Genomic DNA, 20,121 nt, shown 5'->3' with positions numbered 1-20,121 from the left:
TCATTTGATTCTGATCATCTAAATCGGGATGTGTTTATCTTAAAATAGTTCTATATTTATTCGGTTGCAAGGCTATAGGTGTGAGCGATTTATCAATACAGGAAGTTCACGATTACTGTCTCAACTTAACGCAACGTATTATTAAAAGCTTTAACTGGGAAAATATCACCACTGGCGTATTGAGCGAAGCGGATAAGCAATCCCTTGCCGCAGGCATTACGGGGAGTAAGCTCAACTGGGCGTGGGGAATGAAGCGCTATCAGGGGACAGCAAATGACAAAGGGATATTAGATATAAGCCTCAAGGTCGTTGACTATGCAGACCCCGAAGCACTGCATGCTGTTATTATTTGTAAATATGACATGCTGCGTGACGAGTTTGCTATTTGTATGCTGGAAAATTTTATTGCTGATAAAGAGACATCATTATCAGGTAAAGTCTTTATTATAGCGCTGGTATATGCCACGACTTTTTGCGCAATGGTGGGTTTGGATGACGTGCATATCTGCGACCCTGTTCCCGAGGCTCAGACCCGATACCGATCGTATGGGTTTGCTTTCGTATTTGATGCTCCTGATAAAATGTCCTCATCGGTAGAAGAAATACAAGATAAAATACGCGAGAAAGTGAGGCGGTTTTTTTGAGGAAGAGTGAATGAATGCAGGGATTCAGCATCCTGTTTGATAAATAAACAAGGGTAGGGTAAATTATGATCACAGCAGGAACTTCAGGAGGCATCATGATTAAGCAAAGTAAAAAAATTGATTCATCCAGGGCGATGACTGCTGCCAAACGTTCAGTCGCTTTCTGGTCTTCCATTGATGGTGCGAAGCTTGCCGGAGTAGGTTTTGCCGAAAAAGACGCGGACGTTATTGGTCCGGAGAAGCCGTCAGCGAAGGCTCGAATCGCCAGTTAACAATATGCAATCGCATCGTTAGCAGAATCAAAGCTCCTGTCCCGGGAGCTTTTTTGCTTTACATGCCTGAGTTTTTAGCAGGCCGGACACAGGTATAAACGCATCCCGGTGGAAAGCTGTTCGGAAGAATTTATGGCAGCAGGACGAAAAAAACGGCGTTCCCGTCAGGGAAACGCCGTGGGCCAGGGGCCAGTTACTGCGCGAGAAAAAAACGTGTCACTGCCTGGTCTGACTGAACGTCAGGGCGCCTTCTTGCTGCCTGCTTCCGCCCCGGTGATCGGATCGATCAGCGGATCGGACGCGGTGCGTGCGGCCAGCGCGTCAATGTCGCGCTGCTCATCCGGCGACAGCGTCACAGAAGGCAGACCATCGCCGCCATCCACCGCCGGTTGCGGATCGGCCACATAATCGAAGTTGTCATCGGAGTTCCAGCTACCACGCACGTCATCACCTTCTGACATGTTGTAGTAGTTGTGCGCATACTGCTCAATTGGCGGCAGCTTGCCCGGTGGGAAGTTGTCGCGAATGGAGTACAGCGCTTTCTCAAACGAAAGCTGGTGCGCGGCTTCACGCGTCATCAGGAAGCCTAACGCATCCTTAACGCCGACATCGTCAGTGACGTTGATCAGGCGTTCATAGATGATTTTGGCGCGCGCTTCGGCGGCGATATTTGAACGCAGATCGGCCGTCACTTCCCCGATAGTATCCACGTAAGCCGCGGTCCATGGCACGCCGCCGGAGTTGGTCAGCGGCGGACCACCGCCATAAAGAATCGAAGTCAGATGGCTATCGTTACCGGCACCCGTGATTGAGCGATACAGTTCGCCTTCCTCTTCAGTGCCTTCGGCCAGCTTGCCTTTGGCGCCTTTATTGAGCATGCCAACCAGCGAGCCGATAATCTCAAGATGGCTGAGCTCCTCGGTAGCGATATCCATCAGCAGGTCGCGGCGTCCTAAATCCTCATCGCCGAGGCCCTGGGTAAAATAGCGCATGGCCGCAGCCAGTTCGCCCTGCGGACCGCCAAACTGCTCTAACAGCAGATTGGCCAGGCCCGGGTTCGGCGCACTGACGCGCACCGTGTACTGCAATTTCTTAACGTGTCGAAACATAGCTCACCTCAAAAAGTCTCTTACGAAAAGAGAAAATCAGCGTTTCGCTTTCGCGTCCGGGTCTTCGCTGCGCAGCAGGAACTGATCGGTCAGTTCAGGCATGTGCGTTAACATCCAGTCCGCCATCGCGATCTCCTGCTCACAGATCTGTTTGAGAATGGCCACGCTCTCCTCATCCCCGGCACGCGTGGCGGCGCTGATCAGGCTGGTGTAACTGCCAATCTCGGCATTCTCGAACACGTAGCCGCTGATAGCGCCTTTCACCACTTCGTCTTCCGCGAAGTTACCGCCAAACGCCTGGCCCATGGCGGCCATTTTCCCCATCACGTCTTTCACGCTGGAGTGGGAAATACCGTGGCGGTCGAGAATGGATTCCAGCAGAGACTGCTGCTGACGGGTTTCTTCGATATGCTGCTCAATGCGGGCCCGCAGTTGCGGGTAGTTTTCCAGGCGTTTTGCCATCTGCTCGAGCATGGTTTCGGCCTGTTTTTCCATGGCGTGAGCGTCGCGCAGCCAGTCGTGATAATGCGAGAGTGCGGATGTGGTCGTCATATCTACCTCCGTTGTACGGCAGTCGCGTTACTGTTTTTCCGCGATATCCGTGAGTTTTTCATCGGTGGATTTTTCTTCTGCCAGCGTGGCAGCCAGCAACTCTGCGGCCTGGTTCAGCTCCAGCTTTTTCGCCATGGCCACCAGCGTGCCGTAAGTGGCAATTTCGTAGTGCTCAACCTTCTGCGCTGCGCCGATCAGGCCAGCATCGCGCACCGGGCCGGCTTCGGTGGATTCAATCAGCTCCTGCGCTTCTTCGACCAGGCCTTCCAGCGCGTGGCACTTCATACGCATGATGCGCAGCTCATCGTGGCTCTCTACGACCTGATCGAGGCGCTCAATTTGTCCCTGGGTCTCTTCCAGATGTTGCTGAAAAGCGTTTTTTAAACTTTCATCGGAGGCTGCCCGGACCAGTTTGGGTAACGCACGGGTGATCTGTTTCTCCGCGCTGTAAACGTCCGAAAGATCGTGAATAAAAAGATCGAGTAGCGATTTAACTTTCATGAAATATTCTCCGAATCGGTGATTAACGGGAGGCTGAAGCCATTAAGTGATAACGCGATTAAAGAGAGGGAATGAAACGAAGCAATAAATCCCTGTCATCCTGTTGATGACGGAGCATTCCCTGCTCCGAGACATTCCTTACTCTGCGTTACAGCGCATCAGGAATCGCGATGGCTATTCTGTCCGCCTTTTTTGCCGGCTTCGGACGCTTTCTCACGGTCGTTTTTGAAATTACCGCCGCTGTTTTGTCCGCCTTTTTTACCCGCTTCAGATGCTTTCACTTTGTCTTCTGCGAAATTACCTGAACCGCCTCTATGCTCTGTCATACTATTACCTCGTGATGAGTAATAAATAACATGACGCATCTGCCGCCATGCATGTTTTGCACACTTAATACTAATGCAGGCTGCTTCACTGACAAGCGCGACGGTTATATTTTTCACGCCTCGCTAACGCTATATTAATGAGAAGGCTGGAGATTGTGGTGTAAAATAACCACGCAATTTTTAGCGAGCCGGTCCATATTACGGTCTCGCTTTTAATCTGCCTGATGATTATTTATTCTCTACACATTTTCCTTAGGTGGAAATTTCATCCGCCTGGCTTATTTTATTGACGTTTAATCATTGAACGGCGAAGCGGCGCTAAATAGCGTCGAGCAGACGGTTCAATTCCGCCAGACTAAAAAGGGTTGCTTTGCGCACCACTTCTTCACCTTCACCTGAAAACCACTGCCGGCTGGTGTGCACGCTGCCATCTGCCAGACACCATGCAAACCACACGGTGCCGGCTGGCGTGCCGTCCTCACCGCCGTCCGGGCCGGCATAGCCACTGACGGCAATAGCCAGCGTATCCCCGGAGAGCTTTTTCGCGCCGCAGGCCATCTCCCGTACCGCGGCTTCACTGACGGCGGTATCACGCGCCAGCGTCTCTGCGCTGACGCCCAGCACGCGCTGCTTCGCCTGATTGGTGTAAGTAATAAAGCCGCTGCTGTAAAAGCGGCTACTGTCGCTGGCGGCCGCCAGCGCGGAACCGACCCAGCCAGAGGTGCAGGATTCGGCGGTGGTGACGCTCAGGCCGGCGGCCAGTAATTTATTACCCACTTCGGTCGCTAAATTAACCAGTTCTTCATCCATATTCTGTATCCCTTGTCAGAGTGAAATTAATAAACGCCGTCTCTGCCGCTGCTCATATGCATTGCCAGCGGCGTGCATCCGAATTATAGGAGTAATTTCTGCACCGCTGCTCAGCCGAATTAAACTGTTACCGAAGCTCCCGGCGTTTACCGCTAAGCTTAAAATTCAGAACGAAGAGGGAATAACCGGAGCGACATGATGTCAGCTAATTAACTGCAAGAGGAATAACACCATGAAGAAAGATGAGTTAGCCAGCCGTGATTATCCGGTGCAGGAGGATATGCGCTGGCAACGCAGGGAGAGCGTTATACAGCGTATCGGTGAATACGTGCTAATGGTGATTGTGATCCTGGGTGCCTGCGGGTTGTTTTCCAAAGGCATATTAAGCGACGGGCAGGCGCAGTCGGCTGATGGTTCCGTCAGCATTCGCTATGAACGTTTTGGTCGCATCGACAGCAATATGAACCTGCGGATTCGCGTGGCACCGCAGAGCGGAGAGCATTTCACCGTCACGCTAGGCAGCGGCGCGTTAGACGATTTGCAGATCCAGACGCTACAGCCACAGCCACAGCAGGCCATCACGCGGGATAACACGCTGCAGCTTACTTACGCCAGCGAGGCGGCAGAAGGTCATGTGATCTGGCTGGGGATTCAGCCGCAGGCGGCGGGACGGGTTGCGCTGAGCGTGCACGTCAATCATCAGGTACCGGTAAAGGTATCGCAGTGGATTTACCCATAAAAGGAGAGCGTTATGGAAACGGTATTACGCGCAGCCGCCATTTATCTGTTGTTAATGGTGGTATTTAAAATTGCCGGTCGACGCACACTGCTGCAAATGACCTCATTCGATTTGATTCTGCTGCTGATTATTAGCGAAGCCACACAGCAGGCATTGCTGGGTGATGACTTTTCCGTTACCGGTGCCAGCCTCACCATCATTACCTTAATCACTATTGATATTGTGCTGGGCAAACTCAAAGCGCGCTTTCCGCTATTCGAACAAATGGCGGAGGGAGGACCGCTGATTCTGGTGGAGCATGGCCGGATATTAACGCAGCGGCTAAAAATGTCGGGCATCAGTCGGGAAGATATCCTCGAGGCCGCGCGTTCAGGTCAGGGACTGGAACGCATCGATCAAATTAAATACGCGGTGCTGGAAGTGAGCGGTCATATTTCCATCATCCCGGAAAATTCAGATAAAACTGAAAAATAGCAACAATCTCTCAATACTTGTTTGTGATGTAGATCACACTTTTGTTAATTAATTGATTTTATACCACTAAAATTATTTTGTACAAGTTTGAGAAAAAAATCTTTACAAGCAACCCGCTATAAGCGCAGCGGTGAAAATAACCATTTGCGCATGGCTTTTTGTCAGCGCAAATATGCATATTAAATGTTGTTTTATCTCCAATCCCATCCATATTGTTCCTGTGTGGAGATATTCTGTCGTTTAACTACTTAATTATTTTTATCAATGGGGTGACATATGACACAACGACGTGGTGGTGCAGGTAATTTTGCAGAAAATACCGAGCGTGCTCGCGAAGCGGGTAAAAAAGGCGGCAGCGTCAGCAGCGGGAATTTTAAAAACTGTCCTGAAAGGGCAGTAGAAGCGGGCAGACGCGGTGGAAAAGTAAGTCGTCGCGGCAAAACCGCAGCGGCGGAAGCTTAAACCGCCTTCTTTAATATAAATGCAGTCAGCGTAATCAGTTAAGCTACCCTGAGGCGGCTTAATCGGTAACGCAGCGGCGCAATTCAGGGAGTGGTCCATTGCGCCGCACGCATTTTATATCACCAGCTGCCGTGCTGCAGGGAACGAAAAAATGACGCGCGGTAATATCTGATAAGCGCAGCGGCTGCAACCACCAATAACGATTGTTAGCGCGAGAGGAAATAAGTAACAGGCAGATTAGGTGGCACTGATAACGAAGCGATACGTTGTCGACTCATTATTAATGTGGACCTGATCGGGCGTTGACGATGTTAAAAAATTTCAATTTATGCATGGGTTAATAACTTTTCGGTAGCACTTTTTGCAACAAAAAAACCCCATTCTCTTGTTTATCCTCTTGTACAGATTTTGAAAAACTTGTACAACTTAGCCAGAACATTTTTCTGACAATTTAATGTTAACGGGAGTCACTTATGCGCCAGAACGGATACACTCCGAACTCAGTCGAGGCGATTGCCAACTATTTTAGCAAAGCCACGCTGCCTTCGCAGCAGGAGACGCTGGGCCAGGTCGTGGTCGAAATCCTGCGTGAAGGCCGTAATCTGAACCGTAAATCGCTGTGTACTAAGCTGCTGCGTCGTCTGGAGCTCGCTTCTACCACGGAAGAAGAGCACCATTATCACCAGCTGATTGGCCTGCTATTTGAACGCGAGAGCTGAGAGCGAAGCGAAAGCGTCCAGGTTGTACACACGAAAACGCCATTCTGATAACGTATCACTGCATGTATGACTTGTGACGGGCTGTATCGCGCCGCAGGATAGCGGCGCTGTTTTTCTGTCGCGTTCCCGGTCGGGGCAGGCAGCATGCAGAGATTTATTATGATATGAACAGAAGCGAACACCAGACTCTTATTGATGAGATCATCGGCGAAGCGGCGTTAACGCTGCTGCAGCGCTCCGGGCCGGTCACCACCCAGGCGTTGCTTGATGAGCTCCACATTATGCAGCAGCAGGCCAGCGATGATGCTCAGGCGGCTGCGATTCGCACTGCAATCGATGAAGTCCGGTCGAGCATGACGGCTGGACAAAAGCGGCGTGGCGAACAATCGGATCGCGATAATGTGCATCCGCTGTTTGGCCACAACGGTCAGGGTGGCGGCAGCCGCAAGCACTGACTGACAGTTAAATTATAATCTGACTGTATTGCTCACAGTACGGGAAAAGAACGATGTCGGAGAATCACTCTCTCTATTCTGCGCTGCCGGACACGGAACTGGCGGCGCATTTTCGCGATGCCGGAGTGGCATTGAGTGAAGAGGCCGCGGTACTGAATGATGTCATTCGTAGCGTGCTGGCCAGCGAAGGCCGCGTCAGTAACAAATCCATCATTCTATGTCTGATTATGGCGCTGGAAGCGACACAGGACGAAGCGCAGGCAAGTGTGCTGCGCAGAACGCTGGAAATTGTGGTGGGTTATACGCCAGACGACGCCTGAGGTAGTGGTCCCCGCGCAGGCGGGGATCGGTTCAGTGCATAAGATCTGCCAGTAGCCTTATTGCGGCATCGCAGCGATGCCGGAAATCCTCATCACGCGCGTCTGCTTTCATCGTATGCAGCACCTGCGTCACGTCATGTATCCTGAATACGCTACCTTCCCTGATAAATTCCGTCACCGCGATGCCTATCAGCGCATACAGATCCGGTGCAGGACGGTTAACTTGTTTCACGTCACCTCCGGGACTTGTATATCCGTACAGTGTTGCACAGGTCATAACAACTCAACACCTTTTTCTGCTGTCAGTGAAAATGGCACAGGTTATTCGTCAGACAGATTGCCAGGTGTTATCACGCTGCGCGAATAGTAATACGCTGCTGAAGCAGATTCATGCAACTAAAAAATGGTTGAGCGTGCCGATAACTCTATTTTAGCGCTGCGCTTATTGCGCCCGGTACATTCACCGACACGCTGCGCGGCGAGCGGGAATTATCGCGCCTGCTGCGACCGAGGTTAAATTTATGCAGCCAGCTGCGGTACTGTCTGATTAATTCCTGTGCATTTTTTTCGTCACTGGCGCGACAAATAAACAGCTGGCTCATGGTCTGGTGCTCAGCCGCCGTGGCGTAGATCTCGCAGGCCATCTCGCGTTGCTGCAGTTCAATCGCCGTAAAATGTAACTGCGGCCACTGCTGCAGTCGGTTAGCGAACATTTTATAGTCCATTTTAGGATCCTTTTATTTTTCTATTTTCTACTGGTATTACCTGTAAAAGGCACAATAGACCAAAAGTGAAAAAGCGCCAGTTTTGCGGGTCACGACCCATTAAATAGTGCACAAAATGAAAAAAATATTAACGTGTACAGCTTTTACCGCTGCGCTTATATTTTCGTGAAAGATTGAATAAGCGCAGCGGCTAATAGCAACAGTGCAGAAATACCGTCTGGCTCGCAGCATCGCCTATCCTCTATTAGGGTTAACTGATGGCTAACCAAAGGAGAAGAGGGCATGACCAATCCGAGTGCCGCCGATGAACTGGCGCTGATCGATCGCTACTGGCGCGCCGCCAATTATCTGTCCGTCGGGCAAATCTACCTGATGGCCAACCCGCTGTTACGCGAACCATTGCAGCCCGGGCATATCAAGCCGCGACTGCTTGGCCACTGGGGCACGACGCCCGGCCTTAACTTTATCTATGCGCACCTCAACCGCATCATCCGCCAGCGCGAGGTGGATCTGCTGTACGTCTGTGGTCCGGGGCACGGCGGTCCGGGGATGGTGGCGAACAGCTGGCTTGAAGGCAGCTACAGCGAAATCTATCCGCACGTCAGTGAAGATGCTGCAGGCATGCAGCGCCTGTTTAAGCAGTTTTCGTTTCCCGGCGGCATTCCCAGCCATGCGGCACCAGAAACGCCGGGCTCGATTAATGAAGGCGGCGAGCTGGGCTATTCGCTGTCGCATGCGTTTGGCGCGGTTTTCGATCATCCGCAGCTGATCGTACCCTGCGTGATTGGTGACGGCGAAGCCGAAACCGGGCCGCTTGCCGCCAGCTGGCACGGCATCAAATTCCTCAATCCGCAGCGCGATGGTGCAGTGCTACCCATTCTGCATCTGAACGGCTACAAAATTGCCAACCCGACGCTGCTGGGGCGCAGCAGTGATGACGATCTGCAGCAGCTGTTCAGCGGTTACGGTTATGAGCCGCTGTTTGTCTGCGGGCACGAGCCGGCCGACATGCATCAGCAGATGGCGGCAGCGCTGGATAACGCGTTTGATAAAATTGCCGCTTATCAGCAGCAGGCGCGCAGCGGCCAGACAGAGCAGGCGATCCCGCGCTGGCCGATGATTGTGCTGCGCAGTCCGAAGGGCTGGACCGGCCCGAAAGAGGTGGACGGTAAAAAGGTGGAAGATTTCTGGCGTGCGCATCAGGTGCCGGTGGCGGCATGTCGCGAAGACGCGTCGCATCGGCAGGTGTTAGAGCAGTGGCTGCGCAGCTATCAGCCGGAAGATCTGTTTGACGAGGCGGGTAAACTCAGGCCGGAACTGCGTGCGCTGGCGCCGCAGGGGGATAAACGCATGAGCGCCTCACCCTATGCCAACGGCGGACGGCTGCGCCGCACGCTCAACACGCCGGACATCCGCGAGTTTGCGCTCGACACCGGCGCGCCGGGCAGCCAGCGCGGCGAAGCCACTAAGCAGTTCGGCCACTATCTTAGCGCGATTTTTCAGCGCAACGCCGATAACTTCCGTCTGTTCGGGCCAGATGAGACCGCCTCGAATCGCCTGACGCCGGTTTTTGACGTCACCAGCCGCAGCTGGATGGCAGACATCGAACCGTATGATGAGCAGCTGGCGCGTGACGGTCGGGTGATGGAAATTCTCAGCGAGCATCAGTGTCAGGGCTGGCTGGAGGGCTATCTGCTCACCGGACGACACGGGCTGTTTAACTGTTATGAAGCCTTTATCCATATTGTCGACTCGATGTTTAACCAGCACGCCAAATGGCTGAAGGTGACGCGCAAACTGGGCTGGCGCCAGCCGATCTCCTCGCTCAACTATCTGTTGTCTTCACATGTCTGGCGCCAGGATCACAACGGTTACAGCCATCAGGATCCCGGTTTTATCGATCACGTGGCGAACAAAAAGGCGGATATCGTGCGCATCTATCTGCCACCGGACGCGAACACCCTGCTGTGGGTGGGCGATCACTGTCTGCGCACCTGGGATCGCATCAACGTGATTGTCGCCGGCAAGCAGCCGTCACCGCAGTGGCTGGACATCGACAGCGCCATTGCCCACTGTGAGGCGGGTATGGGCGAATGGCGCTGGGCGAGCGATGACGGCGAGCCGGACGTGGTGATGGCCTGCGCCGGCGATGTGCCCACCATGGAGACGCTGGCGGCGGTGGATCTGCTGCGAAACTATCTGCCCACGCTGCGCATTCGCGTAGTCAACGTGGTGGATCTGCTGGCGCTGCAGACGCAGCAGCAGCACCCGCACGGCAAGTCGGAAGAGGATTTCGATGCGCTGTTTACCCGCGACAAACCGGTAATTTTCGCCTTTCATGGCTATCCCAGCCTGATTCATCGTCTGACCTATCAGCGCAGCAATCACGCCAATTTCCACGTGCACGGCTTCAACGAAGAGGGCACCACCACCACGCCGTTTGATATGACGGTGCTCAACGAGCTGGACCGCTATCATCTGGCGCAGGCGGCGATTTTGCATGTGCCGGGCCTGGCCGATCGCCATCCTGAATTGCTCGACGACCTGCAGCAGCGCATCGCGGAGCACCATCGCTATGTGCGCGAATACGGTGAAGACGTGCCGGAAGTACGTAACTGGCTGTGGCCGGGCTAACCCGACCCGGGCGCGAAAAAAAACCGCCTGAAAAGGCGGTTTATGGTTTATTCGGCCTGTTTATCCCCGGATTCAGGCGCGCTGGTTTCGTCATCTTTCGGCTTCTGGTCGGGGCTGTTTTTACGCGGATCGTAATCCGGCTGGTCGCCGTGAACGGGACGATCGGTCATTGTATACTCCTTAACGGTTACCATGTGAACCCGCGCCACCGTTGCCAGCTGCGCGGATGTAAAGGGCGGCTGCGCGGCTCAGCCCGGAACATTCTGCCGCTTCTCTGTGTGCTGATGTTTCCCCATAGCCAGTGCGCTGGCGCTGGCCGGATCGAACAGCGACAGGCTTTCAATCTGGTCGACCATCAGCACCTTACGGAACTCCAGCGCGCTTTTGGGTTTGGAGACAAAGCTAATCTCGTGCTGGTGATACCAGCGACTGTAGTTATGCTCAATCGCCAGATTCAGCGTGCGCGAATCGCGGTAGCCGCTGAGCATCGGAATCAGCACGATATTGGCGGTGCTGGGATATTCAAAGGTGGCAGCGTGAATCATGCCGATGTAGATACGGCGCGATTTCAGCGTGACCCATGCCAGTTCGCCTTCTTCCATGCAGTGCAGCAGCAGTTGTTCAATACCGTTAGAGCGGGACAGGCGCTGATATAGCTCTTTGCGACTGCCGGCGGTCAGCCGCGCGCTGCCGGAATTGGAACGATACACACAAAACAGCACGGCAAACGCCAGCATGATCACCACCGGTGCCTGAATGCCGAGAAAACTCCAGGTCATGAAATCGACGTGCCAGCGCGCATGGAGATCGGCAGACAGCGCCAGGCTGTTATTGATGGCCGATGCCGCCAGCAGTAGCAGCCAGACCAGGCCGGTGGCGACCACGCCCTGAACGACAAAAATGCAGCCGTACAGCGCAATGAGAAAATAGACGTCCCAGCCAAAGGAGCGTTTTATTTTCAGGCGGCTGGACATATCGCGACTGGTGTACCAGTAGCCGCAGACCATCAGCACCATAAATATCGCGGTTCCCATCAGATATCCTTTAAGCGCTTAATATGATCGGCGAAGTCCTGCTGTACCTGCGGGCTGAGGGGATTAACCGAAGCGTTACCGTCTTCGTCAATAATAATCCGGTCACCTTCCTGAATGGATTCACGAATATCCTGGCGGCTCATCACCTGCAGTAATGATTCCGGACTGGAAAAAAGAGAGGTAAAATAGCGCAATATCACGTCAGGCTGTTCCTGTAAGGCAATAAATAGTTAATTGATCATATAACGTTTTCTGCCAGATTCAGGCGGTTTCAGAGTTATCTGTTAAACGTGAGGAAAGTCAGCGCAGGGTAAGATAATAATCCGGGGGTAACGGCGCGCTCCCTGCGCCATGGCCGCCTCATCCTGTGCTGGCCGGCTAATCACGAGCCGCGATTGCTGCTCTGACCGCCTTTTTTACCGGCTTCGGACGCTTTTTCGCGGTCGTTTTTAAAGTTGCCGCCGCTGTGCTGTCCGCCTTTTTTACCGGCTTCTGATGCTTTCTGTTTATCTTCTGCGAAATTACCTGAACCGCCTCGATGCTGAGTCATAATATATCCTCTTCATGAGTAATAAATAACATGACGTTGTTGCGCTGTCATGTGCGTGTTGCGTATTTAATACTAATCGCTGGTGCTATTTCTGCAAGCGTGACGGCGCATAAAAAAGGGCGTTTTTATTTTTTATCTTAGTTTGTTGAAATAACAATAGTTCTGCGCTGTCGCTGCGCTTATTTAAAACTTTTGCGGCGGTGAAGTAATAAAATGAAACACTCCAGTGCACCCAACCGGCCGGGCCAGACAGCTGACCCGGCGCCGTGAGCCACGCTAAATAACCATGCCTAAAATCTGCAGGATGCTCTGCTGCGAAGCAGTAATAAAAGGAATGTCTTTGATGTGCTGCATGCCAAAGGCTTCATAAAATTTGCGTGCGCGCACGTTCTCGCCCATCACTTCCAGCCACAGATAGCCTTCCTGCTTATCGCGCGCGGCGTGGATAATGCTTTCGAACATGCGCCGGCCATAGTTTTTACCGGTTTCCTGCGGATTGAGATAGAGCTTATTCAGCTGGGCACCGCTCATGCCGGAGTCCGGTACCGGCGTATTCCAGGTCACTTTGGCAAAGCCGATGGGTTTGTTGGTTTCGGCAATCAGCCAGCTTTCGTTGGGGGCTACCAGGCTGCTGCGCAGTTCGGCCAGGCCGTACTCTTTGTCGATGAATTCATCCAGCTCGGCTTCGGAGACCCACATATGTTTGAAGTGGGCGCTGTAGGTCATGCGCCCCAGCTGATGCAGCAGTTCGGCATCATCAGGCTGCGCGTTGCGTATGGTGAATTCCATGCCAGTCTTCCTTCAGTTTTTATGTTTTATCCTGCGTTACGGCAGAGTGGGGGGTGTCAGCGGGCATCCTGCCCGTACAGGTGACCCGTCATTATGCGCGAATCAAACCGGGTGTCATCCCTTTTACGGTAAGGATGATGGCTGAATGTCTTGATTTTTTAACAGGAAAGGAGGCAGGCGCAGGATGTCCAGCGAGCTGAACATCCTGAATTGAGGCGGGAGGCGCGAATCAAAAGCCGTAGCTGGTGAGGCGATGGTAAAAATCCATGTGGTTTTTACAGCCCAGCTTGCGTGAGATGGTGTTCTTGTAGTGGCTGATGGTCTTATTGCTGAGGTGCAGCGCATGCCCGATCTCCGTCATGCGGCGCGGACCCGCCAGCCAGCGCAGCAGCGTGAACTCGCGCTCGGTCAGCACATCGGCGTTGCCGTGCGGTACGGCGACGGCGGCAACGTTTTCCGGCGTCAGCACCGCACTGACCAGCGTCGCCAGCGGGCATTTTTTACTCAGGATCAGCGCTTTCTTCAGGTCGCGGGCGACGTAATTCAGCACGGCTTCATCGCTGATGTCGGTGAGAATCACCAGCTCGACGCCCGGTGTTTTGAGCTGCATCAGCAGCAGGCTGCGCAGCGTCTCTTCCAGGTTTTTACTGGCAAAATGCAGTTCGCTGATCACCACGTTACGCCCGCGTCCGGTAGGGATCGGGTCATCCGGCGAGGTGAGCGTCAGGCAGCTTATCATCTGCCCGGAAAAGTAGAGGCGCAGACCTTCCGTAATCCAGCGGTCGCTATCCATAGTGAAGATGTTCAGCATTGTTTCCTCCTGTGCTCGCGGTTAACCCATTTGAACGGAAACCGCGCGGAGCCGATATCAGACGGCCTGCGTCAGGTTGTAGGAAAAGGCTGAGAAATGTCTGGCAGTGCTGAGCGGCACGGGGACAACAGGAAAGCCGGTTTTTGATGAATGAAGCAAAACCGGTACGGTGGCGAACCGGGGAGATCGCCCGGGAGGATGTCAGCTGCCACTGTTGCTCTGCAATTTCATTTTCCTGTCATTTTTAGTCTTTAGGGTGTCAGCTCCTCTGTATGGACATGAATAATATGAAAAGAAAAACGCTTCCCCTGGTTCTCGGTTGTACCCTCTCGTTATCCACGCTAGCGGCGCAGCCGCAAACCGAACGCTATAGCGTCACTTTTCCTCAGGGGACGCGCGTCAGCTACAGCGGTGCGTTCGCCAGCGCGTTTCCGGAGGGTTTGCCGGTGGGCATCGGTTCCGGTTTGCTGTTTACCGGCAGGCAGGGAGACACGCTCAACTTTGTGACCGTCACCGACCGCGGACCGAACGCCGACTCGCCTGACATGGGTAAACAGGAGTCGAAAATTTTCGTCACGCCGGACTTCGCGCCACTGCTGATGAATATCCAGGTGAAGAACGGCAAAGCGCAGGCGACGGACGCCCGACCGCTGCACGACGCAAAGGGCAATATTAACGGCTTGCCGCTGCAGAATGGCGTCATCGGGTCAACCAATGAGATCGCGCTAAGCGATAAGTTGAAAGTACTGCAGGGCGATAACCGGGGTCTGGATACGGAAGGCATTACGCTGGACGGGAAGGGCGGATACTGGCTGTGCGATGAGTATGGTCCGTTCCTGATTAACGTTGATAAGCAGGGCAGGATTCTGGCGATTCACGGGCCGCAGGCCATGGAAGGGGAAAAATCGATCGCGGGTGGTCTGCCGAACGTTCTTAAATGGCGCCAGCCAAATCGTGGCTTTGAAGGGATCACGCGCATGCCGGATGGACGCATCATCGCCGCGGTGCAGAGCACGCTCGATATCAACGGGAAAAGTAAAAAGCAGGCACGCTTTACCCGCCTGGTTAGCTTCGATCCGGCCACCGGGAAAACCGCGATGTATGGTTACCCTATCGACAGCGAGGCGTACAGTAAAAACAGCGACGCGAAAATTGGCGATATCGTGGCGATCGATAATCAGCACATTCTGCTGATTGAGCAGGGCAGCGACAAAGACGACGCGATGCGTAACCTTATCTATAAGGTGGATCTCAGTCAGGCTAGCGATCTGGCCGCATTCGATAAGGCCGGTGACTACCCGGAGTTTGACGACGCAAAAACGCTGGCGCAGCGCGGCATCGTGCTGGCAACGAAAACGCGGGTGGTGGATCTGCGTCAACTCGGCTGGCAGCAGGAGAAGGCCGAAGGGCTGGCGCTGATCGACAGCAACACGCTGGCGGTCATCAATGACAATGACTTCGGCGTGAAAATGGTGCTACAAAATCCGGTGGAAGGTAAGAAGCGCAAGGATTATCGGGTCAACGACCAGGGCGGGCTGACGGTAGATGATAAGCCGGTTGCCACCACCATCAGCGTGAAGCCGCTGGATAAAGCCAGCTCGGACAGTGAGTTGTTTATCATAACGCTGGCGGAACCGCTGAAACCCTAGAGGCTGCCGTGCTGGCGCTGAACACCGGTGCCAGCACGAAAACGCTTAAGGCTGAATGACTCCCCGTTGTGTCATCGGGGAGGTCATCGCGGCCTCGTGTTTAACAGGATGTGGAAACTCAGGGTGGCTATTGCTCAGGTGATTAAGAGACATCGCCTGATAAATTTACCCTGACACAGCGCACAGCCATTAAATGGCCTGAAACGGCAGCGTCAGTTCCTGGGATAAGGCAGACTGACTCTCAGGAAAAATTTTTGCCTGGAGTGAGAAGCAGGCATTGATTCATAGATTAAGGCAAATAATCGCGCGGCGTTGCATTCAGGATGGAGCGAAAAGCAGCGGTATAGGCAGCAGGACATGAAAAACCGAGCTTATAAGCGACCTGTTTGATAGGGATGTTATTAGCAAGGAGATCTAACGAAGCATAAATTCTTGCTCTTTGCTTCCAGGTTCTGAAACTAAAACCCGTATCCTTAATAAACAATCGCGAAAAGGTACGTTCAGACATTGACGCGATAAAAGCCAGATCGCTCAGTGGTATTTCCCAGCGATGATTTACCACAAGTTCTCTGGCCGCAGAGAATAATCGCTCATCACGTGGCATTGGAAGTTCCGCAGTCAGAGAAGGCGCTTCGCTGAGTATTTCCAGAAGCAACAGAGCCATTTTCCGCTGGCTCGGTCTGTTGTAGTTATCACTGAACAGACCGGTTATCAGTTCTTTCACCAGTGGCGTAGCCGTAATGACATGCACCTGGTCACTCTTCGCAAAATTTGTACATTCCGCGATAAGGCTGCCACTGAAATAGACGGCCCTGAGATCTGTGTGAGACAGCAGATTGTAACTATGTATCTGCAGAGGCGGTAGCCACAATGCACGCTGAGGGGGGATAACCCAGCGGTTGTTTTCCGTTTCGACCAGCATCACGCCTCTGGTTGCATAGAGGAGTTGCCCTTCAAGGTGATGATGAGGAGGATCGGTTTCTCCTCGCTGATAGCTAATCGCTGTGCCGGACCAGCCAGTGGATGCTTCATGTCTTGGCGCTTTATCTATACTACCTGGCATTTCAGATTAGGGTCCTGCAACTATGATGCTGCCTCGAAACCATCCGGTGTACCAACTCACTGGATGAGTGTGTCGTTTATCAGTCAGATTATCACAGGTATAACAGGAGCCTATCCTCATGCGGGTACACTTTATCGTACATGAAAGTTTTGAAGCGCCAGGGGCTTATGAAACATGGGCCAGAAATCAAGGTCATAATGTGACTTACTCGTGTGTATATGCAGGCGATGAGCTACCCGTGGACGCCGAAGGTATTGATTTCCTGATCGTGATGGGCGGTCCGCAGGACCCGTCCACGACCCAGAGAGAGTGTCCGCACTTCGATGCGAAAGGCGAGCAGGCGCTGATTGCTGCTGCTGTTAAAACCGGTAAAGCCGTTATCGGTATCTGCCTTGGCTCACAGCTGATCGGTGAGGCGCTGGGCGCGCCGTTTGCTCACAGCCCTGAAAAAGAGATTGGTAAGTTCCCGATCACGCTAACTGAAGAGGCTCGCGAGGATGCGTTGTTTTCTCACTTTGCGAAGTCGCTTGAGGTCGGTCACTGGCATAACGACATGCCGGGCCTGACCGCGGATGCAAAAATCATCGCCTACAGCGAAGGCTGTCCCCGCCAGATCGTTTCCTATTCAGATCGCGTCTTTGGTTTTCAGTGCCACATGGAACTGACGCTGGATGTTGTAGAACGGCTCATCGCTCATTCGCAGCAAGACCTGAGCCGAGCCGCAGAGTATCGCTTTGTTCATACGCCAGAAGAACTTCGTGCGCACGACTACAGCGAAATGAATCAGGTACTTTTTGGCTTCATGGATAAGCTCGAAGCGCGCTACAAATCAGCTTAAACACCGCTTTATGCCCGGTGATGTTTATCTCCGGGCATTCTTTATCAGAAGCTGATACATGCAGGCACCATGACCTTTTGTGCACCCTTCAAACCCTACTTTCTATCAACTGCTCGGCACAGGACCGATTCCGCCGGCGCGTTACTTAAGGTCCAGAGCGGCCATCACTGCTGCTACTTCTGCCACCTCTGCGGCCGATAAGGGTAACAGGGGACGAGGCAGACAGTCGGCATCGGTCAGCCCCAGTATGCCTGCTGCCGCTGCGATCACGCGGAGACTTCCGCCATGCTTACGGAACAGATCCCATAAAGGTTGCAGGCGGTGAGTTAGGGCAGTAACGCGTTCAGCGTCGTTAATGGCTGCGGCCTGCGTAATTTGTTTAGCGGTTTCCGGGAAGATACCGCCACAAACGGAATACCAGACTTCGCAACCGGCATTCAGCCCCAGCCCGGCACTGGCGTCACCACTAATACCCAGGGTCACGCCAGGACGAAGATGTTTTCGTAATGCTGCGACGCGTTCAACCGCAGCGATGGGGGTATCCGGTACTCCCGGAATTTTAATTGAGCGAATCCCTTTCAGTGACGACAGCTGCCCGAGCAGTTCGTCGGTAAAGCGGAAATGCGTGGTGCCGGGGTTGTCATAAACACAAACCGGTACTGAAGCATGGCGGGTAATCGTCTCAAAGAGGGCATACACTTCTTCATCACGCAGCGGCTGGTAACTCATCGCCGGCAGCAGCAGCGCAGCAGCGCCTGCGGACTGCGCATCTTCAGCCAGATGCAGTACGGCATCGGTACTGATAGCACCCACGCAAACCATCACGGGAATCTCCCCGGCAACCTGACACGCCAGCGTTGCGCTGCGTTTGCGCTGTTCCCTGCTCAGGTAAGCATAGCTGCCGGTTGAACCCAGAACACCCAAAGAATCGACACGGGCTGCCGTCAGGCGAGCCAGGATCTTCGTGAATCCCTGTTCATCGACACCACGCGCGGTGACAGGCGTTAACGGGAAAGCAGACAAGCCGGTGAACATGCAGAGTCTCCAGAACTGAGTTATAGGCGTTACTCGCCGATGAGGGTGACGTTACACTGCCGTCCGGGCATCATTTCTTCAAGGCCGTCGGTCAGCATCTTTCCAGCTTCATGCAGCTGATCGGGCGGCATCTGCGGCAAACTTTCCAGAATAAACCACATGTGTTGCGCTTCAACGCTTAAGCGGGTCCTGATTCCCTGCCGCCAGTTCCAGCGACGGCAGGTTACGCCGGCATCATCACACCAGACGACTTCGCCAGGCGCAGGATATTCCACCGCCATAACCCCTTCTTTCATGGTATCAAAGGGTTCCGTGCCTGTTGCCACCGTTAGGCGAGGTGCGCCCTTGTACGCGGCAATATTTTCTCCCCCTACGGGCACGGCATAACGCAGACTGACAGCGTTATAAAGATCAACGACCGGATCGAGTGCGGGCAGGGTGCCATCGCGAAGCACGCGTTTGCGTAGCGCCTCAGCAGAACAGGGCGTGCGTTTGGGTTTGGCACCAAATTTCTGAAACACATCGGCCCATGCGGCCAGATGGGATTCAGCCCAGTTGGGGGAATCTGACAGCACCGCCTCACAGGCCGCCTTCAGTGCCGTTACCCCGACGTGCGGCTTCACGACAGGCGCTGCCTGTACACTGATGCTGAGCGCCCGAAAACCGGGGGCAATTTGGTAGATTTCAGGGGAAATTGACGGGGAAACGATTAACACGCGATAATCCTGTAATGACCATTTTATTTCATAATAGCGACCAATGACCAAAAAAGTCAATTTAGTGACCTTTGCCGGCGCAGATGTCAACACGGTTAATGAAGCCGTATCCCTGCGGATTAAGCAGTTTCGTAAACAAAGAAAAATTTCTCTCGATGAGTTATCCCGTAAAGCCAGTGTCAGTAAGGGGATGCTGGTAGAAATAGAAGGGTGTAAGGCTAACCCCAGCATTGCGCTGCTATGTCGGCTTGCTGCTGCCATGGGCGTGTCCGTGGCGGATTTTGTTGATGTCAGCGCCAGGCCTGATGTGCACATCATCGCTGATACGGACATCCCCGAACTCTGGACAGGAGACAAAGGGGGAAGCGCCAGGCTGCTGGCCGGCTCAGGTGGACCCGATATGCTTGAGCTGTGGCTGTGGGAAATGCGGCCAGGCGAAAAGTTTGAATCACCCGGGCATACCTCAGGCACGCTGGAGCTACTGCACGTAAAATCCGGAACCCTCACGCTTGGCGTGAAAGAGAGCGTATTTCAGGTAACGGCGGGATTCTCCGTTACAGCCAAAACTGATGTTCCACACTTCTACGCAAACCAGGGAGAAAACACGCTGAACTTTATCATGACGGTAAATGAAAAAGCGTCATAAACGTTTTTCAATGGACGGCCAAAGAAGCCCTGATTTTTGCGCAAATAATCATCCTTGGTTTTCGCTATTCATGTCCGTTTCTGCCACCACGCGGACTGCGTATTCGCCATGAGCGAGAAGCGGATATTAGCGACAAAGAGCCGGGGAATATCACTCAGCGGCCAGGTCATATCGCACATGGCTTGATCTAATAGCCGCTGGCGCCTTATTAAGGTATATAAAATATCCGGATCGCTACCCGAATGGGT

The 20,121-nt window shown here is 53.4% G+C and carries 28 protein-coding genes; 12 read left to right on the top strand and 16 right to left on the bottom strand.

The features are described 5' to 3' along the window. The first annotated feature begins 80 nt into the window (after positions 1–80). Complete coding sequence (locus C1N60_RS11750) at positions 81–644, top strand: hypothetical protein (RefSeq protein ID WP_059010359.1); 564 nt, start codon at positions 81–83, stop codon at positions 642–644. A gap of 95 nt (positions 645–739) precedes the next feature. Then, a complete protein-coding gene (locus C1N60_RS11745; protein ID WP_164861041.1) occupies positions 740–916 on the top strand; it encodes a hypothetical protein in 177 nt (58 codons plus the stop codon). 239 nt (positions 917–1,155) lie between these two features. On the opposite strand, the gene C1N60_RS11740 is transcribed toward C1N60_RS11745, so the two are convergent. From C1N60_RS11740 to C1N60_RS11720, 5 genes are all read right to left on the bottom strand, one after another. Next, positions 1,156–2,025, bottom strand: a complete 870-nt coding sequence (locus C1N60_RS11740) for a manganese catalase family protein (protein WP_058757631.1) — start codon at positions 2,023–2,025, stop codon at positions 1,156–1,158. A 36-nt stretch (positions 2,026–2,061) separates the two neighbouring features. After that, positions 2,062–2,577, bottom strand: coding sequence for a ferritin-like domain-containing protein (locus tag C1N60_RS11735; RefSeq protein WP_394520872.1), 516 nt, complete (start codon positions 2,575–2,577; stop codon positions 2,062–2,064). 27 nt (positions 2,578–2,604) lie between these two features. Further along, positions 2,605–3,078, bottom strand: coding sequence for a YciE/YciF ferroxidase family protein (locus C1N60_RS11730; RefSeq protein WP_021506331.1), 474 nt, complete (start codon positions 3,076–3,078; stop codon positions 2,605–2,607). Positions 3,079–3,236: 158 nt separating this feature from the next. Beyond that, positions 3,237–3,404, bottom strand: a complete 168-nt coding sequence (locus C1N60_RS11725) for a con-10 family general stress protein (RefSeq protein ID WP_394521751.1) — start codon at positions 3,402–3,404, stop codon at positions 3,237–3,239. Positions 3,405–3,722: 318 nt separating this feature from the next. Next, positions 3,723–4,214, bottom strand: a complete 492-nt coding sequence (locus C1N60_RS11720; protein ID WP_058769659.1) for a nicotinamide-nucleotide amidohydrolase family protein — start codon at positions 4,212–4,214, stop codon at positions 3,723–3,725. Positions 4,215–4,446: 232 nt separating this feature from the next. On the opposite strand from C1N60_RS11720, the gene C1N60_RS11715 reads away from it, so the two are divergent. The 6 genes from C1N60_RS11715 to C1N60_RS11690 all read left to right on the top strand — a co-directional run bounded on the left by C1N60_RS11715 (position 4,447) and on the right by C1N60_RS11690 (position 7,383). Continuing rightward, the gene (locus tag C1N60_RS11715) at positions 4,447–4,953 is read left to right on the top strand and encodes a hypothetical protein (protein ID WP_021506328.1); all 507 of its coding nucleotides are present in this window, start codon (positions 4,447–4,449) and stop codon (positions 4,951–4,953) included. Between the two features lie 12 nt (positions 4,954–4,965). Further along, positions 4,966–5,427, top strand: coding sequence for a DUF421 domain-containing protein (locus C1N60_RS11710; protein WP_021506327.1), 462 nt, complete (start codon positions 4,966–4,968; stop codon positions 5,425–5,427). A 276-nt stretch (positions 5,428–5,703) separates the two neighbouring features. Beyond that, positions 5,704–5,889, top strand: coding sequence for a con-10 family general stress protein (locus C1N60_RS11705; RefSeq protein ID WP_071813571.1), 186 nt, complete (start codon positions 5,704–5,706; stop codon positions 5,887–5,889). A gap of 473 nt (positions 5,890–6,362) precedes the next feature. Beyond that, positions 6,363–6,608: a regulatory protein YcgZ gene (gene ycgZ / locus C1N60_RS11700; RefSeq protein WP_021506325.1), complete on the top strand. Its 246-nt coding sequence runs from the start codon at positions 6,363–6,365 to the stop codon at positions 6,606–6,608. 164 nt (positions 6,609–6,772) lie between these two features. Next, a complete protein-coding gene (locus C1N60_RS11695) occupies positions 6,773–7,063 on the top strand; it encodes a hypothetical protein (protein WP_058769661.1) in 291 nt (96 codons plus the stop codon). A gap of 53 nt (positions 7,064–7,116) precedes the next feature. Continuing rightward, entirely contained in the window at positions 7,117–7,383 is a 267-nt protein-coding gene (locus tag C1N60_RS11690; RefSeq protein WP_021506323.1) for a biofilm development regulator YmgB/AriR family protein, read from the top strand. 31 nt (positions 7,384–7,414) lie between these two features. On the opposite strand, the gene C1N60_RS11685 is transcribed toward C1N60_RS11690, so the two are convergent. Continuing rightward, on the bottom strand, positions 7,415–7,615 hold the full coding sequence (locus C1N60_RS11685; RefSeq protein WP_021506322.1) for a hypothetical protein: 201 nt from the start codon (positions 7,613–7,615) through the stop codon (positions 7,415–7,417). A 193-nt stretch (positions 7,616–7,808) separates the two neighbouring features. Next, positions 7,809–8,108: a hypothetical protein gene (locus C1N60_RS11680; protein WP_260641341.1), complete on the bottom strand. Its 300-nt coding sequence runs from the start codon at positions 8,106–8,108 to the stop codon at positions 7,809–7,811. A 282-nt stretch (positions 8,109–8,390) separates the two neighbouring features. On the opposite strand from C1N60_RS11680, the gene C1N60_RS11675 reads away from it, so the two are divergent. Further along, positions 8,391–10,742, top strand: a complete 2,352-nt coding sequence (locus C1N60_RS11675; protein WP_150058272.1) for a phosphoketolase family protein — start codon at positions 8,391–8,393, stop codon at positions 10,740–10,742. A 47-nt stretch (positions 10,743–10,789) separates the two neighbouring features. On the opposite strand, the gene C1N60_RS11670 is transcribed toward C1N60_RS11675, so the two are convergent. The 6 genes from C1N60_RS11670 to C1N60_RS11645 form a co-directional block, all read right to left on the bottom strand. Continuing rightward, positions 10,790–10,912 (bottom strand): hypothetical protein, encoded by a 123-nt coding sequence (locus C1N60_RS11670; RefSeq protein ID WP_255412066.1) that lies wholly within the window; start codon positions 10,910–10,912, stop codon positions 10,790–10,792. Positions 10,913–10,990: 78 nt separating this feature from the next. Next, positions 10,991–11,776 carry a hypothetical protein gene (locus C1N60_RS11665; RefSeq protein ID WP_058776510.1) on the bottom strand — a complete coding sequence of 262 codons (786 nt, stop codon included), beginning with the start codon at positions 11,774–11,776 and terminating at the stop codon, positions 10,991–10,993. Further along, entirely contained in the window at positions 11,776–11,973 is a 198-nt protein-coding gene (locus C1N60_RS11660; RefSeq protein WP_031279223.1) for a hypothetical protein, read from the bottom strand. Before C1N60_RS11660 ends, C1N60_RS11665 begins: the two co-directional genes overlap by 1 nt. A 185-nt stretch (positions 11,974–12,158) precedes the next feature. Further along, positions 12,159–12,326: a con-10 family general stress protein gene (locus C1N60_RS11655; RefSeq protein WP_021506316.1), complete on the bottom strand. Its 168-nt coding sequence runs from the start codon at positions 12,324–12,326 to the stop codon at positions 12,159–12,161. Between the two features lie 276 nt (positions 12,327–12,602). Beyond that, entirely contained in the window at positions 12,603–13,115 is a 513-nt protein-coding gene (locus tag C1N60_RS11650; RefSeq protein ID WP_021506315.1) for a GNAT family N-acetyltransferase, read from the bottom strand. A 229-nt stretch (positions 13,116–13,344) separates the two neighbouring features. Continuing rightward, on the bottom strand, positions 13,345–13,926 hold the full coding sequence (locus C1N60_RS11645) for a response regulator transcription factor (RefSeq protein WP_058781982.1): 582 nt from the start codon (positions 13,924–13,926) through the stop codon (positions 13,345–13,347). A 287-nt stretch (positions 13,927–14,213) separates the two neighbouring features. Between C1N60_RS11645 and C1N60_RS11640 the strand changes: the two genes are divergently transcribed. Beyond that, positions 14,214–15,575: an esterase-like activity of phytase family protein gene (locus C1N60_RS11640; protein ID WP_394520871.1), complete on the top strand. Its 1,362-nt coding sequence runs from the start codon at positions 14,214–14,216 to the stop codon at positions 15,573–15,575. Between the two features lie 289 nt (positions 15,576–15,864). On the opposite strand, the gene C1N60_RS11635 is transcribed toward C1N60_RS11640, so the two are convergent. Next, positions 15,865–16,638, bottom strand: coding sequence for an AraC family transcriptional regulator (locus C1N60_RS11635; RefSeq protein WP_058769667.1), 774 nt, complete (start codon positions 16,636–16,638; stop codon positions 15,865–15,867). 118 nt (positions 16,639–16,756) lie between these two features. On the opposite strand from C1N60_RS11635, the gene C1N60_RS11630 reads away from it, so the two are divergent. After that, entirely contained in the window at positions 16,757–17,476 is a 720-nt protein-coding gene (locus C1N60_RS11630) for a type 1 glutamine amidotransferase (protein ID WP_058769668.1), read from the top strand. A 141-nt stretch (positions 17,477–17,617) separates the two neighbouring features. On the opposite strand, the gene C1N60_RS11625 is transcribed toward C1N60_RS11630, so the two are convergent. Both C1N60_RS11625 and C1N60_RS11620 read right to left on the bottom strand, forming a co-directional pair. Next, positions 17,618–18,511: a dihydrodipicolinate synthase family protein gene (locus tag C1N60_RS11625; RefSeq protein ID WP_394520870.1), complete on the bottom strand. Its 894-nt coding sequence runs from the start codon at positions 18,509–18,511 to the stop codon at positions 17,618–17,620. Between the two features lie 29 nt (positions 18,512–18,540). Then, positions 18,541–19,227, bottom strand: a complete 687-nt coding sequence (locus tag C1N60_RS11620) for a B3/B4 domain-containing protein (protein WP_059010374.1) — start codon at positions 19,225–19,227, stop codon at positions 18,541–18,543. A gap of 43 nt (positions 19,228–19,270) precedes the next feature. Here C1N60_RS11620 and C1N60_RS11615 point away from each other — a divergent pair, with 43 nt between their 5' ends. Next, positions 19,271–19,873, top strand: a complete 603-nt coding sequence (locus C1N60_RS11615; protein WP_059010376.1) for a helix-turn-helix domain-containing protein — start codon at positions 19,271–19,273, stop codon at positions 19,871–19,873. Positions 19,874–20,121: the final 248 nt, after the last annotated feature.

It is taken from the genome of Pantoea sp. SGAir0184, from assembly GCF_043544755.1.
The sequence above is the reverse complement of the archived record's forward strand: the minus strand, read 5'-3'. Positions and strand labels throughout refer to the sequence as shown.